14 protein-coding genes are annotated in these 14,024 nt (G+C 47.5%); 5 read left to right on the top strand and 9 right to left on the bottom strand.

The window, feature by feature from the left end; all coding sequences use genetic code 11:
* Positions 1-162 precede the first annotated feature (162 nt).
* Entirely contained in the window at positions 163-1,488 is a 1,326-nt protein-coding gene (gene miaB / locus AC1RR2_RS13475) for a tRNA (N6-isopentenyl adenosine(37)-C2)-methylthiotransferase MiaB (RefSeq protein WP_493222771.1), read from the bottom strand.
* 92 nt (positions 1,489-1,580) lie between these two features.
* Positions 1,581-1,928, bottom strand: a complete 348-nt coding sequence (locus tag AC1RR2_RS13470) for a hypothetical protein (protein WP_493222770.1) — start codon at positions 1,926-1,928, stop codon at positions 1,581-1,583.
* Positions 1,929-2,119: 191 nt separating this feature from the next.
* Here AC1RR2_RS13470 and AC1RR2_RS13465 point away from each other — a divergent pair, with 191 nt between their 5' ends.
* From AC1RR2_RS13465 to AC1RR2_RS13455, 3 genes are read left to right on the top strand one after another with little or no spacing between them, the layout of a single operon-like run.
* Positions 2,120-2,629: a flavin reductase family protein gene (locus AC1RR2_RS13465; RefSeq protein ID WP_493222769.1), complete on the top strand. Its 510-nt coding sequence runs from the start codon at positions 2,120-2,122 to the stop codon at positions 2,627-2,629.
* An 8-nt stretch (positions 2,630-2,637) separates the two neighbouring features.
* Entirely contained in the window at positions 2,638-2,892 is a 255-nt protein-coding gene (locus AC1RR2_RS13460) for a SemiSWEET family sugar transporter (RefSeq protein WP_493222768.1), read from the top strand.
* 9 nt (positions 2,893-2,901) lie between these two features.
* On the top strand, positions 2,902-3,564 hold the full coding sequence (locus AC1RR2_RS13455; protein ID WP_493222767.1) for an HAD family hydrolase: 663 nt from the start codon (positions 2,902-2,904) through the stop codon (positions 3,562-3,564).
* Between the two features lie 21 nt (positions 3,565-3,585).
* Here AC1RR2_RS13455 and AC1RR2_RS13450 read toward each other — a convergent pair whose 3' ends face one another.
* The 7 genes from AC1RR2_RS13450 to AC1RR2_RS13420 form a co-directional block, all read right to left on the bottom strand.
* Entirely contained in the window at positions 3,586-4,617 is a 1,032-nt protein-coding gene (locus AC1RR2_RS13450; protein ID WP_493222766.1) for an L-threonylcarbamoyladenylate synthase, read from the bottom strand.
* A gap of 12 nt (positions 4,618-4,629) precedes the next feature.
* Positions 4,630-5,823, bottom strand: coding sequence for a 5-(carboxyamino)imidazole ribonucleotide synthase (locus AC1RR2_RS13445; protein ID WP_493222765.1), 1,194 nt, complete (start codon positions 5,821-5,823; stop codon positions 4,630-4,632).
* Positions 5,824-6,089: 266 nt separating this feature from the next.
* Complete coding sequence (gene purE / locus AC1RR2_RS13440; protein WP_493222764.1) at positions 6,090-6,596, bottom strand: 5-(carboxyamino)imidazole ribonucleotide mutase; 507 nt, start codon at positions 6,594-6,596, stop codon at positions 6,090-6,092.
* Between the two features lies 1 nt (position 6,597).
* The gene (locus AC1RR2_RS13435; protein ID WP_493222763.1) at positions 6,598-7,494 is read right to left on the bottom strand and encodes a phosphoribosylaminoimidazolesuccinocarboxamide synthase; all 897 of its coding nucleotides are present in this window, start codon (positions 7,492-7,494) and stop codon (positions 6,598-6,600) included.
* Positions 7,495-7,638: 144 nt separating this feature from the next.
* Complete coding sequence (fba, locus tag AC1RR2_RS13430) at positions 7,639-8,703, bottom strand: class II fructose-bisphosphate aldolase (protein WP_315482245.1); 1,065 nt, start codon at positions 8,701-8,703, stop codon at positions 7,639-7,641.
* A gap of 338 nt (positions 8,704-9,041) precedes the next feature.
* The gene (gene pyk, locus AC1RR2_RS13425) at positions 9,042-10,472 is read right to left on the bottom strand and encodes a pyruvate kinase (RefSeq protein ID WP_493222762.1); all 1,431 of its coding nucleotides are present in this window, start codon (positions 10,470-10,472) and stop codon (positions 9,042-9,044) included.
* 199 nt (positions 10,473-10,671) lie between these two features.
* Positions 10,672-11,865 (bottom strand): phosphoglycerate kinase, encoded by a 1,194-nt coding sequence (locus AC1RR2_RS13420; protein WP_493222761.1) that lies wholly within the window; start codon positions 11,863-11,865, stop codon positions 10,672-10,674.
* 507 nt (positions 11,866-12,372) lie between these two features.
* On the opposite strand from AC1RR2_RS13420, the gene AC1RR2_RS13415 reads away from it, so the two are divergent.
* Positions 12,373-13,059: an RDD family protein gene (locus AC1RR2_RS13415; RefSeq protein WP_493222760.1), complete on the top strand. Its 687-nt coding sequence runs from the start codon at positions 12,373-12,375 to the stop codon at positions 13,057-13,059.
* A complete protein-coding gene (locus AC1RR2_RS13410) occupies positions 13,056-14,024 on the top strand; it encodes a stage II sporulation protein M (RefSeq protein WP_493222759.1) in 969 nt (322 codons plus the stop codon). Before AC1RR2_RS13415 ends, AC1RR2_RS13410 begins: the two co-directional genes overlap by 4 nt.

Genomic DNA, 14,024 nt, shown 5'->3' with positions numbered 1-14,024 from the left:
AATTAAAACCCCTCAACGCAGAGACGCCGAGGCACAGAGGAACGCAGAGAAAACCATAACATCGTAGGGCGGGTGCAACCCGCGCCGCCTGAACGTCGTACACGCGAGGTAGACCTATCTGCGGCGCGGTTGCATCCGCCCTACTTTGATATCACAGCAAAATTAATCGACCAACTCACCACGCAATGAATAATTATAAGACTCGGTGACGCGCGTGTTCACCAAGGTACCTATCAATTCTTTACCACCGGGGAAATTCACTACGCGATTGTTTTCGGTACGACCTTGCAACTCATTTGGGTCTTTCACCGATGGGCCTTCAACCAAAATACGTTGAATAGTTCCTATCATCGCATTACTGTATTTTTTGGTATTGGCATCAATCACCGCCTGCAAAAATTGTAAGCGCTTGAGCTTCAACGGTGCTGGTGTCGTATCTTCCAAACTCGCCGCTGGCGTACCAGGACGGGCGCTAAAAATAAAACTAAAACTATTATCAAATTCCACGTCTTTAATCAGCTTCATCAAGGCATCAAAATCTTCATCCGTTTCACCCGGAAAGCCGACTATGAAGTCAGAAGAAATATGCATATTCGGGCGCACTGCACGTAATTTACGCACGACCGATTTGTATTCCAATGAAGTGTAACCGCGCTTCATCGCGGACAATACTCGATCGGATCCATGTTGCGCTGGCAAATACACATGATCAACTAATTTCGGGATCTTGGCATAAGCATCAATTAAACGTTGATTAAATTCTTTAGGGTGACTCGTCACAAAACGAATGCGTTCGATTTGCGGAAATTCAGCGATGTATTCCAGTAGCAAAGCGAAATCAGCGATTTCGCCGTCATCCATCACGCCGCGATAGGCATTGACGTTTTGTCCCAACAAACTAATTTCTTTAATACCTTGCTCAGCCAAACCGGCAACTTCAACCAAGACATCGTTAAATGGGCGCGAAACTTCTTCGCCACGTGTATAAGGCACCACGCAATAACTGCAATACTTAGAGCAGCCTTCCATGATAGACACAAAGGCGGTTGAACCTTCGACTTTCGCTGGTGGCAAATGATCGAATTTTTCAATTTCAGGAAAACTAATATCAACTTGCGAACGACCAGAATCACGGCGATCTTTAATCAATTGCGGCAAACGATGCAAGGTTTGCGGGCCGAATACCACGTCCACGTAAGGAGCACGGCGGATAATCGCTTCACCTTCTTGGGAGGCAACACAGCCGCCAACCCCGATCAACAAGTCGGGTTTAGATTTTTTTAATTCACGCAGACGACCGAGATCCGAAAATACTTTTTCCGATGCCTTCTCACGCACGCTACAGGTGTTGAGCAAGATCACATCCGCATCTTCCGGATTATCGGTTTTAATCATGCCGTCAGTTACCGCCAACACGTCTTGCATTTTGTCCGAGTCATACTCGTTCATTTGGCAACCAAAGGTTTTGATAAATACTTTCTTCTGCATGGTGTTCTTTTCTTCTGTGGAATCGGGTGACAACGTTACTTCTTCACTTCAAAATACAAATTTATTAATCAAGCTTTTAAGCTCAGACAAAATTACAATCGCTTAGGAATAGGTTTGCTAGCTTCTTCGGCCGTCAGTATCCAAATTTTCTGAATCTCGCCAAACTCATTTTCCAGATAGAAAATGATAACATTATTGACATCAACACTGGCTGGTGTAACAGTCAGATTGTCTTCGCTATAGATGCGAAGACCAACCGCACTTTGGCGTAACTTTCCGTCAATCACCAATTCAGCCAGAGCTGTCGTACTCAATTTGCCGCGCTTAATTCCTTCCGGGAATATACGCTCTACTTGCATCGCATTCGCGCTAAAGATCATACTGACGGAGGCCAAAAGCCAGGCCAAAACAAGAAAGCGTAATTTTTTACTATCAAACATGGCAAACTCTCGATTAAATATTCTTAAAAATCAACTAGTTACAAAATCAATCTGCGAGCGATAAGGGCGATAGTTTAACACAGACAGGTATTTTCTTCGCGCTTTGGGCCTTGCACCGATATACCTGCATATGCAACATGATGCATTCGGGAAAATCTGGGATAATGGCGGAAAATGTTTTTGGAAAACCAATGCTAACGCCAACCAGCACCGCGCTCCCACCTGATTTTGATAGTCGCCACTTCCGCCATGCACTGTCGCAATTTGCTACCGGCATTACGGTAATTACCACCCGTCTGGAAAATGGCAAATTTTTAGGATTAACCGCAAGTTCATTTAATTCCGTCTCGCTCGATCCACCATTGGTGATCTGGAGTCTCGGTGATCGTGCGCAAAGCATGCCGATATTTGCTCAAAATTCGCACTATGTAATCAATGTTTTGGCCGCCGACCAACGTCATCTGGCCGAGCAATTCGCCAGTCGTAGTGACGATCGTTTTGAAGGTGTGGAATATAGTTTGTCGCGCACTGGCTTGCCGATACTCAAAGGCGCATCCGCCTGGTTTGAGTGCTTTAACCGCAGCCGCTATCCAGAAGGCGATCATGTCATCTTCGTCGGTGAAGTTGAGCAATGTGCATCTAAAAATCAAGCCCCCTTAGTATTTCATCACGGTCAATTTTTGACCAGTAAAGCGCTATAAGCTAACTTATGACTCAATTAGATCTCGTCGGCTACATCGCCGCCTTTCTGACCACTAGCGCCTTCATTCCGCAAGCTTGGCTCACTTGGCGCCGTAAACGCGCAGAAGGCGTTTCGCTGGGCATGTATTGCATTATGGTGACAGGTACGGTTGGTTGGCTCAGCTATGGTTTGATGTTAGGTGCTTGGCCAATTATTGTCGCTAACGTGATTTCCTTGTCACTGTCTGCCTTCATTTTAGTGATGAAGCTAGTCTATAAATAGTTCTCTGGCATGAGGCACGGAATACTGTGGGATAACGATGGTGTGCTGGTAGACACCGAAGGCCTGTTTTATGAGGCCAATCGCAGTTTGTTTGCCGAACATGATATTGATTTAACGCCGGAATTATTCTTCGATTGGTTTCTGCTGGAAAATCTGGGCGCGTGGCATTTACTTGAAGCCCGCGGCATGGTCACAGATGAAATAGGAATGCTACGCGACGAGAGAAATCGCCGCTATTCGGAACTATTACTTTCCAGCCCGGATCTGGAAATCAAAGGTATCAAAACTTTGCTTAGTGATCTCCAGGAGAGAGTGAAAATGGGCATCGTTACCAGTTCGCGCCCCGATCATTTTCACTTAATCCACAACAAACTGGATTTACTTTCCCATTTCGAATTTGTGGTAACCGATGCGGATTACGCCAACAGCAAACCAGCGCCCGATCCCTATTTGCTTGGTCTGGAAAAACTGGCAATTCCAACCGAACATTGCCTGGTGATAGAAGACTCGCCGCGTGGCTTGCATTCCGCGATCTCGGCCGGCTTGAAATGCGTGGTGATACGAAATCAGCTAAGTCGCCATTTTGAATTTGATGGTGCTTATCGTGTGGTGGATAACTACACCGATCTGGGAAACGTGATTGAAGAATTTCTCAGTAGCAGTAAGATTTAAACACTGCCATACCTCCCCCCATCAACCCAGCAACAAGCGCTCAAGAACTCCCTGAGAATCAAACGCAGCACGACGCAAGCGATCTGCCACGCCTTGCCACTCGCGCCCTGTCGGCAAAGCTTCTACCAAAATAATATCGGCACCGACATGATCGAGCTCGCGCAGATCGGCATACAGGTCATGGGCGTAGGAAACTGGATCAGGATTGAGTTGGCGCCAGCCTTGCAGTTGCGTGTTGGCTGTATGCGGCTGATAGGCCATCACTGCAATACGTTTTCCAGCGCAGAGCAATCGAGAAATAATCAACTCCAGCTCTTCTACTGCGATCATCGCTACTGGCGTACTCGGTGCGTAATGTGCTTCCAAAGTACCGGAGGCGCGTGGTGCGGCTTGATCTGGCGCCTTCACTGCCATGCCCAACACCTGCTCCAATTGCAGTGCGCTGATATGACCAGGGCGTAACAGGACAGGGCCATGTGTTGGTAAGCGACTCATATCAACAATCGTCGATTCTATGCCTACATCACTTTGTCCGCCATCGAGCACGGCGGCAATCATGCCACTCGCCACTTCTGCGGGAAACTCTTCTAGGACATGTTCGGCTTTGGTTGGGCTAACATGGCCAAACTTATTCGCTGATGGCGCAGCCACACCGCCCTTGCCGCCCTTGAACGCACGCAATAATGCTTGTGCTACCGGATGTGAGGGACAACGAATCCCTATTGAATCTTGACCACCAGAAACCGCATCCGGAATATGATCGGCGCGCGTCAAAATCAAGGTAAGTGGGCCAGGCCAAAATGCATTGATTAATGCTTGCGCTAGCGCTGGAACCTCTTTCACCCAATAGGTAATATCGGCTTCTGGTGCAATGTGCACAATGACGGGATGATTTGAGGGGCGACCTTTAGCTTGATAAATATTCGCGACTGCATCGACATTCTCCGCATCGGCACCAAGGCCGTACACGGTTTCTGTCGGAAAGCCGACTAATGCGCCCTGCTCTAAGGCTCGCGCAGCGGCAAGAATTTGTTCAGAAGAATCCAATCTCAACCTCTGCCGTAATCAAACAGCGATGCCGAGAATTTCACAGGCCTGACGCATCTCGTCTTGTGCTTGTTCCAAACTCGGTGCGATGAAAGTGATGTGTCCCATCTTGCGCGCACGACGCGCTTCAGCCTTGCCGTATAAATGCACATGGGCTGATGGTAAGCCTAAGACTTTATCCCAAGCAGGTTGACGTTCAGTTTCGCCATCGAACCAGATATCACCAAGAATATTCAACATGACGCAAGGTGAATGCTGACGCACATCGCCCAAAGGAAGTCGCGCCATCGCTCGCACTTGCTGAGCAAACTGACTAGTCACGCAAGCATCAATTGTGTAGTGACCACTATTGTGTGGGCGCGGTGCCATTTCATTGACGACCACGGAGCCATCTTGCAAGACGAAAAATTCGATACAGAGCACGCCGACATAATTGATATCTGCAATTAGCTTCAATGCGGCATTTTGGGTTTTCATTGCTGCTTGCTCAGAGACGTGCGGGCTAGGCACGGTAGTCGTAAACAAGATACCATCACGATGCACATTTTCTGCAATCGGATAGACGACTGCTTGACCATCTGCACCACGTGCTACCAATACAGAAATCTCATAGGCGAGTGGTAGCATTTTTTCCAACACGCAAACGACACCTTTGAGATTGTTAAATGCCGTGCGAAGTTCTTCCATTGACTTGACTCGCACCTGACCTTTACCGTCGTAACCCATGCGTGCTGTTTTCAAAATGCCTGGGAATAAATCGGCACTAACTTGTTCCAGATCTTCTGGCGTTCGTAAGACTGCATGCGGTGCTGGCAAGATACCGGTTTGTGGCGCGCAACGCGTAAAGAATGCTTTCTCTTCGATACGGTCTTGGGCGATCGATACGCATGCCGCACTTGGCGCGACAAAGCCGGTCTCCGCCAGCTTAGCCAAACTTGCTGCGGGGACGTTTTCAAACTCCGTCGTGAACGAAGTACAGGCTGCTGCCAATTGCTGCAATCCGCCAGCATCATCGTAAGCGGCTTGAATATGTGCATCCGCTGCATGTGCAGCTGGGCTGCCTGCTTCAGGTTCCAGCACCATCACTTTAAAACCTAAAGCTTGTGCTTCATGCACAAACATACGTCCTAATTGTCCACCACCAACCATACCTAACATGCTGGTTTTGTTGTTGGGGAATTGTGGATTGGTGTTGGTAATAGAAGTGGACATCGTTGGTTTTTCCATGCTGGTGCGATACAAATTAAATGCGATTTGAAACGTGGTTTGATGCTAGTACAAAACTAAAAAATCTAGAGCGCTTGTTACTCAATGTCATTCCCGCGGAGGCGGGAATCCAGCGGCGTAAAAGCCTAAAGACACTGGATCCCTGCCTGCGCAGGGATGACGCCTGAATGGCCTGCACTTAAAAATAACAATACTGCGATCTATGTGTTTCTACGGCGAAAGAAATTTACTGATTCGCCAAAGCTGTCGCATTACAAAGGCAAATGCATATCCCGCGCAGCTTGCGTTTGCTTAACGCGGAAGGCTTCCAATTTGGCTGCCATTGCATCATCGGTGGTCGCCAACATTGCAATCGCTGCCAAGGCCGCATTACCGGCACCGGCTTCACCAATCGCAAAGGTATTCACTGGTACGCCTTTAGGCATTTGCACAATCGACAGCAATGAGTCTTCACCACGCAAATACTTGGATGGCACAGGCACACCAAATACTGGCACGATGGTTTTCGCCGCGATCATGCCAGGCAAATGCGCCGCACCACCTGCGCCAGCGATAATGCCGCGTATGCCACGACTGCGCGCAGTCTCAGCGTAAGCGAACATTTCATCCGGCATACGATGCGCTGAGACAACCTGTGCTTCAAAAGGAATGCCGAATTCTTTTAACATACTTACCGCATGTTGCATCACATCCCAATCGGATGAAGAGCCCATCACGACACCGATGATCGGCGCGGCATTTAATGTTGCATCGCTCATATTAGGCCTTCAAACTTTCACCCGTTAAGCGCTCTAAGGCCTCACGGTATTTCGCTGCGGTTTTTTGCACGACTTCGTCTGGCAAAGTTGGCGCTGGTGCAGTCTTATTCCATGTCGTGATCGTCTCTAAGTAATCACGCACAAATTGTTTATCAAATGATGGTGGAGAAATACCCGTTGCATAGGAATCTGCTGGCCAGAAACGTGACGAGTCCGCGGTCAATACTTCATCCATCAAATGCAATACGCCATTGTCATCGAGACCAAATTCAAACTTCGTATCAGCGATGATGATGCCGCGTGTTGCTGCGTAGTTTGCTGCTTCGGTGTAAAGCTGGATACTGATGTCGCGCATCTTGGCGGCGAGTTCTGCGCCTATGCGTTTTTCCATTTCAGCAAAGCTGATGTTCTCATCGTGCTCACCCATTTCAGCTTTTGCCGCTGGGGTAAAAATCGGCGCATCTAATTTAGCCGCTTGTGGCAAACCGGCTGGCAATTGTATGCCGCAAATCGCGCCTGTGTCTTGATAATCTTTCCAACCAGAACCAATGATGTAGCCACGCACTACCGCTTCCACCATGATAGGTTTCAAGCGTTTCGCAACCACGGCACGACCGCGGACCTGTTCAGCTTCATCAGCTGCGACGACAGAAACTGGATCGATACCAGTCAAATGATTTGGCACCACATGACCGAGTTTTTCAAACCAGAAATTCGCCATTTGATTGAGCACGCGTCCTTTATCAGGAATCGCTTCATTCATGATCACGTCAAACGCAGACAAGCGATCACTCGTCACGATCAACAGTTTATCTTCGCCAACGGCATAGTTATCACGGACTTTGCCACGACCTAACAGTGGTAGCGAATGTAAAGTGGAGTTTATTTGCGTAGTCATAATGTGGTCTCAAAAAAAATGCTGAAGGGAGATTCATCAGTTCTTTATCAATACGTTAAACGCATCAATAAACAAGCTTTGAATCTCCCTGCGGGGCGCACCACGCGCCCGATTTACTTCGATCTAAAAAGTGATCGGCTCAGATTAGTTAACAACCTGAGCTAATGCACCTGATTTATATTGTTCTGCAACTTTTTCCAAAGTCAGAGGCTTGATCTTTGCCGCTTGACCTTCGCAACCGAATGCCAAGAAACGTGCTTTACAAACCAACTTCGCTGCTTCGCGCGCTGGTTTCAAATAATCACGTGGATCAAACTTGCTTGGATTTTCAAACATGTAACGACGAATCGCTGCGGTCATTGCCAAACGAATGTCCGTATCGATATTGATTTTACGTACACCGTTTTGAATACCGATGACGATCTCTTCGACTGGCACGCCATAAGTTTCTTTCATGTCGCCACCGAACTGACGAATTTCTTCGAGTAATTCTTGCGGGACGGATGAAGAACCGTGCATCACCAAATGCGTATTCGGAATGCGTGTGTGGATTTCTTTAATACGATCAATCGCCAAAATATCACCGGTAGGCTTGCGAGAGAATTTGTATGCACCGTGGGAAGTACCGATTGCAATCGCTAAAGCGTCACACTGCGTTTGTTTGACGAAATCAGCAGCCTGCGCAACATCAGTCAACAACTGTTCACGCGTCATCTTGCCATCGGCACCGTGACCATCTTCTTTGTCGCCCATCATGGTTTCCAAAGAACCCAATACGCCCAATTCTGCTTCCACTGTCACACCAATAGAGTGAGAGAATTTCACGACTTCTTTGGATACCGCAACGTTATATTCGTAGCTAGCGACAGACTTACCGTCTTCCATCAAGGAACCGTCCATCATCACGGAGGTGAAACCAGACTTAATCGCTGCCATACAAACTGCTGGCGATTGGCCGTGATCTTGATGCATGACCACTGGGATATGCGGATAAGCTTCGACCGCAGCAGAAATCAAATGACGCAAGAAAGCTTCACCAGCGTACTTACGCGCACCAGCAGAGGCTTGCATAATCACCGGCGCGCCGACTTCATTCGCCGCTTCCATGATCGCAGTAACTTGTTCCAAATTATTGACATTAAACGCTGGAATACCATAGCCGTTTTCAGCTGCATGGTCCAGCAATTGACGCATAGATACGAGAGACATAGTTTTTACTCCAAATAAAAAAATCTTCCTTTGGAAATGCTGATTAAGCTACTGCGCGACCACATTTTGAATTGGCGATGCTCGCTGTACTCAAGTACAGCTGCGCTTCTCAATCCAAACTGTGACCGCTCGCTACGCTTACTCAGCACTTCCAGTAGCTTATGGCTTTGTGACTTTGCCAGTTTTGAATTTTGTTCATTACTTTTCTGATTCGGCACCTCTAAAAATTCAATTTTAGGGATGCAGTGCGAGGCGCAAAACGCAGCAATACGTCGGTATTGCGAGGCTTTGCAACGAAACAATGCGCCCTACAATTGGATTTATAGAGGTGCCGAAATTTATTCGCCGATTTTTACTATCCGCATTGCATTTGTACCACCCACTTTACCCATTTGTTCACCCCAAGTCGCCACGATCAAATCACCTTTTTTCACGGCGCCTTTATCAAGCAAGACATTTTCCGCTTCTTTTAACACTAAATCGCGGTCTGGGTTGTACGGCAATTTGAAAGTCTGCACATTACGGTACAAAGCGGCTTTACGCATCGTTGCGACACTTGGTGTCAGCGCAAACAAGGGCACGTCAATACTTTGGCGACTCATCCATAAAGCTGTCGATCCAGATTCCGTCAAAGCCGCAATCGCTTGAACGCGCAAATGATGGGCAGTGAATAAAGCACCATAAGCAATCGATTGATCGATACGTGTGAACTGCAAATTCAAGAAGTCGGCATCCAATTTGCACTCTTGGAACTTCTCAGCTTCCAGACAAATCGCTGCCATGGTTTCTACCGTTTCAATCGGATATTTGCCGGACGCTGTTTCTGCTGACAACATCACTGCATCTGTACCATCCAATACCGCATTCGCCACGTCGGAGACTTCCGCACGGGTTGGCACGGCGTTCACAATCATGGACTCCATCATTTGCGTTGCTGTGATTGCCAATTTATTCGATGCACGCGCCATTTTGATCATGCGTTTTTGCAAAGCAGGAACCGCGGCATTGCCGACTTCTACCGCCAAATCGCCACGCGCCACCATAATGCCATCAGAAGCATCGAGAATTTCTTGCAACGCAGGGATCGCTTCAGCACGTTCTATCTTCGCAATCATCATCGGTTTATGGTTATACGGCTCACCAGCGATGTTCGCCAGTTGACGCGCCATTTCCATATCAGTGGCATTTTTTGGGAAAGAAATCGCCAGATAATCGGCTTGGAAAGACATCGCTGTTTTGATGTCTTCCATATCTTTCGCTGTCAACGCTGGTGCGGTTAAGCCGCCACCTTGACGATTGATACCCTTGTTATTCGATAACTCACCACCGATCTTCACTGTGGTATGAATTTCATTTCCAATGACTTTATCAACGATCAAGACGATCAAGCCATCGTTCAGCAGCAATACGTCGTTTGGCTTCACATCACGTGGCAAGGCTTTGTAATCGAGGCCAACGCGCTCTTGATTACCCAAGGTGCAATCCGCATCCAGAATAAATTTATCGCCGTTTTCAATTTGAATTTTGCTGTTTTCAAACTTGCCAATACGGATTTTCGGACCTTGCATATCCGCCATGATCGCGATTTCTATACCGCAGACTTCCGCCGCTTTACGCACCAGAGCAGCGCGATCAATATGGTCCTGTGCTTTGCCATGTGAGAAATTCAATCGAACCACATTCACACCAGCTTTTAACATACTCACTAAGGTATCCAAATCATTGGATGCCGGGCCTACTGTCGCTACAATTTTGGTTCCGCGTAACATTGAATCTCCTGATGGATAATTTTTACAAGGTCGGGCTTAAACTTAAAATCTTTTTTAAAACCTCTCAACACAGAGACACGGAGACACAGAGAAAATCAAGAGAATTCAAGAAAAGTCTCGAATATTTTCTACTGTTTTTTTAGCACTTCTCCGTTCCCCCTCCGTGTCTCGGTGTCTCTGTGTTGAGAGGTTTACTTTTTCAATCTGCTGCTCTTTGCAACAAAATCTCTACCGCTGGCAAAGTCTTACCTTCCAAAAACTCCAAGAAAGCGCCGCCGCCTGTCGAGATATAACCAATTTTTTCTGTTATGTTGTACTTCGCAATCGCCGCTAAGGTATCGCCACCGCCAGCAATTGAAAAACCTTTGGAATCAGCAATGGCTTCAGCCAATACTTTGGTGCCATTACCGAATTGATCGAATTCAAATACACCGACTGGGCCGTTCCAAACGATAGTGCCAGCTTGGCGGATTTGTGCAGCTAAAACCTTTGCTGTTTCAGGGCCGATATCCAAAATCATGTCGTCGTCTTGTACATCGGCAACCGCTTTAACTGTCGCGACAGTTGTTGGAGAAAACTCTTTCGCACAAACGACATCTGTTGGGATAGGTACGATCGCGCCGCGTGCTGCCATCATGTCCATGATCGCTTTCGCTTCGCCAACCAAATCCGCTTCTGCTAACGACTTACCAATTTTCAAACCCGCTGCCAGCATGAAGGTATTTGCGATGCCACCACCAACGATCAATTGATCGACTTTTTCGGCGAGGGATTTTAAGATCGTCAACTTACTGGAAACTTTAGAGCCAGCCACAATCGCTGACAATGGGCGTGCTGGATGGCCGAGTGCTTTACCTAAAGCGTCCAGTTCTGCAGACAGCAAAGGACCAGCGCAAACGATAGGCGCATATTTAGCAATGCCATGCGTCGTCGCTTCCGCACGATGTGCAGTACCGAAAGCATCATTCACGTAGATGTCGCATAACTTCGCCATTTTTTGCGCGAGCGCGTCATCATTCTTTTTCTCGCCCTTATTCACACGGCAGTTTTCTAACAAGACAACCTGACCAGCGGCAACATCGACGCCATCAATCCAATCTTGTTTGAGTTCAACCGTCACGCCTAACAACTCCGATAAGCGCTTAGCAACCGGAGCCAAAGAATCTTCTGGCTTAAATTCACCTTCCGTCGGACGACCCAAGTGCGATGTCACCATCACGGCAGCGCCTGCTTGCAAAGCTTGTTGAATTGCTGGAACCGAAGCACGAATACGTGTGTCTTCTGTGATATTGCCAGCATCATCTTGCGGTACGTTCAAATCTGCACGAATAAAGACACGTTGACCTTGGAGTTTATTAGCAGCGATGAGATCGCTCAGACGATTAAATTGCATAGCAGGACCAGTTAAGATGAGAAGGAATTAAATCGAGGTAGGTATTTTCACAACGCCACAGGGCAACAAAATTACTTTAAAAGCAATAAAACCAACTATCCTGTGAGGTTTCTAAATTAATCGAGCATTTTACCAAATCACGAGGCCGATTCGCGATTTTTCTCGTGAATATCAGGTCAATTGGATGAAGAAAATAAAAATAGGTACTGAAAAAACTTCAACACGGTGAGACAGAGGCTCAAAAAACACATGAAGAGATCCAATCAATGCCAGGCTTCTAGCAGCGCCGCTTGGCGACTCAGGCTTGAAGAATTTTAGTTTTGATCATTCCTGAACGGCATTTCAGACATGCACGACATTTTTCTTGCTACAATCCACGACTTGCCAATTAGTCAAACTTTCCTACAGCACCCACTTTAATTGGCAATCAGAAAACATTAATAAATTACTCATTTTGTAGCCATTTTAAGTAAACTACACAATAGCCATCGATATGAAAAAAAACATATGCTAAATGGACGCTTGTCTCTGATCACTCCTGAGGGCGTACGTCTACTACTCACACCAGCCGGACCAGCTCCACGTGCCTGGGCTTGGGCGATTGATTTTTTTATCTATTTTGTCGCGATGTCTTCGCTCTCAGCTGTGCTGGGACAATTTAAGCTAGGTACGGGTTTAATACTAATCAGTGGATTTGTCTTGTACTGGGGCTATGCGATTATTTGTGAAGTGTATTGGGATGGGCGGACTTTAGGAAAACGCGCGCTGGGCTTGCAAGTACTGCGTGCCGATGGTCTTCCGGTCGGTTGGCGCGAATCGGTGTTACGTAACTTAGTGCTAGTCGGCGATTTTCTGCCTTTTTTCTATTTCACTGGCTTGCTATGCATGCTCTTTGATACCCAGTTTCGTCGCTTAGGCGATATCGTTGCCGGCACTCAAGTGGTCTACCGCGACCCTAACTTGCTTCGCCCTACCCTGCATATGTCCCCCACAGAAGACAGCGAGGCATGGGCCTTAGCATACCCACTGACACCTGAACAGCAAAGAACATTAATCGCGATGTTTGAGCGTGAAAAAAGCATACCGCAAGCTCGTATGTTAGAACTTGCGAGCTTGGCGCAAGCGATCACAGGTCAAACGGGGGAAGCATCATTAGCGCGTTTACGTGCCTATGTCGCAGGAATAAGTTTATGAAGCAGAAACAATTTGAAGTACAAAATGAAGCACTGTGGGATCAGATTAGAACCATACTTGACCAAAACAACAAAAAGAAAAATACGGCGGCACCCGTCGGATTGCATGAATTTCCGGCCTTGTATCGACGTCTGTGTCAAAACCTTGCTTTAGCGCTGCAACGTGGTTACTCACCTGCGCTCACCGACTATTTACAGAAAATGGTAAGCGATTGCCACCAACTTTTGTATGGAACTGCGGTGGAACGCCCCATGACTCTACATCGTTGGTTATTGAATGAATTCCCACAAAGGGTGCGCGAAGAATGGCGTTTGCTACTGTTTGTATGCCTGGCTTTTTGGGGTGTTGGATTGCTGGTGGGCGTATTGGTCTGGTTTAATCCTGAGATGGCCTATAGCTTTTCGTCAGCCGAGAGACTAGAAAAAATGCGTCAGATGTACATGTCAGGCAAAATTGGCGTCGGTCGCGGCGCGGAAGGCGATTTTGCGATGTTCGGCATGTATATCTGGAACAATATCTCTATCGACTTCCGTACCTTCGGTGCAGGCATATTCGGTGGTATCCCCGCCCTGTACATCATGGGTGTCAATGGTTTGGGTATGGGTGTGGTAGCAAGCTGGTTAACTGCCGATCCTGCCACCCGTCATAATTTTTGGTCGTTTGTAATTACTCACGGCAGCTTTGAGATTGTCGGCATGCTGCTCTCGGGTGTGGCAGGTATGCGTTTAGGCCTATCCTTAATTCACCCAGGACGTTTGAGTCGCAGACGCGCCTTATATGCCGCCAGCCAGCGCATGTTTCCGGTCTTGGTCGGCGCGTCGATTTTGACTTTCATCGCCGCATTCTTCGAGGCTTTTTGGAGCGCTAGCCCTGTCATACCGCATTCGGTTAAATATGCGGTTGGTGCGCTATGCTGGTTGCTGGTAATCGGCTTTTTTATTGTCGCTGGTCGGGTCAGGAGCTAG

It is taken from the genome of Undibacterium sp. GW821-FHT11H02 (genome assembly GCF_058808015.1).
Note: the sequence above shows the minus strand (reverse complement) of the source record. Positions and strands in the feature narration are given on the sequence as shown.

What these genes read in the sequence shown, in the direction of transcription:
- miaB (WP_493222771.1), bottom strand. Translation starts at nt 1,488, where the DNA reads ATGCAGAAGAAAGTATTTATCAAAACCTTTGGTTGCCAAATGAACGAG.
- AC1RR2_RS13470 (WP_493222770.1), bottom strand. Translation starts at nt 1,928, where the DNA reads ATGTTTGATAGTAAAAAATTACGCTTTCTTGTTTTGGCCTGGCTTTTG.
- AC1RR2_RS13465 (WP_493222769.1), top strand. Translation starts at nt 2,120, where the DNA reads ATGCTAACGCCAACCAGCACCGCGCTCCCACCTGATTTTGATAGTCGC.
- AC1RR2_RS13460 (WP_493222768.1), top strand. Translation starts at nt 2,638, where the DNA reads ATGACTCAATTAGATCTCGTCGGCTACATCGCCGCCTTTCTGACCACT.
- AC1RR2_RS13455 (WP_493222767.1), top strand. Translation starts at nt 2,902, where the DNA reads ATGAGGCACGGAATACTGTGGGATAACGATGGTGTGCTGGTAGACACC.
- AC1RR2_RS13445 (WP_493222765.1), bottom strand. Translation starts at nt 5,823, where the DNA reads ATGTCCACTTCTATTACCAACACCAATCCACAATTCCCCAACAACAAA.
- purE (WP_493222764.1), bottom strand. Translation starts at nt 6,596, where the DNA reads ATGAGCGATGCAACATTAAATGCCGCGCCGATCATCGGTGTCGTGATG.
- AC1RR2_RS13435 (WP_493222763.1), bottom strand. Translation starts at nt 7,494, where the DNA reads ATGACTACGCAAATAAACTCCACTTTACATTCGCTACCACTGTTAGGT.
- fba (WP_315482245.1), bottom strand. Translation starts at nt 8,703, where the DNA reads ATGTCTCTCGTATCTATGCGTCAATTGCTGGACCATGCAGCTGAAAAC.
- pyk (WP_493222762.1), bottom strand. Translation starts at nt 10,472, where the DNA reads ATGTTACGCGGAACCAAAATTGTAGCGACAGTAGGCCCGGCATCCAAT.
- AC1RR2_RS13420 (WP_493222761.1), bottom strand. Translation starts at nt 11,865, where the DNA reads ATGCAATTTAATCGTCTGAGCGATCTCATCGCTGCTAATAAACTCCAA.
- AC1RR2_RS13415 (WP_493222760.1), top strand. Translation starts at nt 12,373, where the DNA reads ATGCTAAATGGACGCTTGTCTCTGATCACTCCTGAGGGCGTACGTCTA.
- AC1RR2_RS13410 (WP_493222759.1), top strand. Translation starts at nt 13,056, where the DNA reads ATGAAGCAGAAACAATTTGAAGTACAAAATGAAGCACTGTGGGATCAG.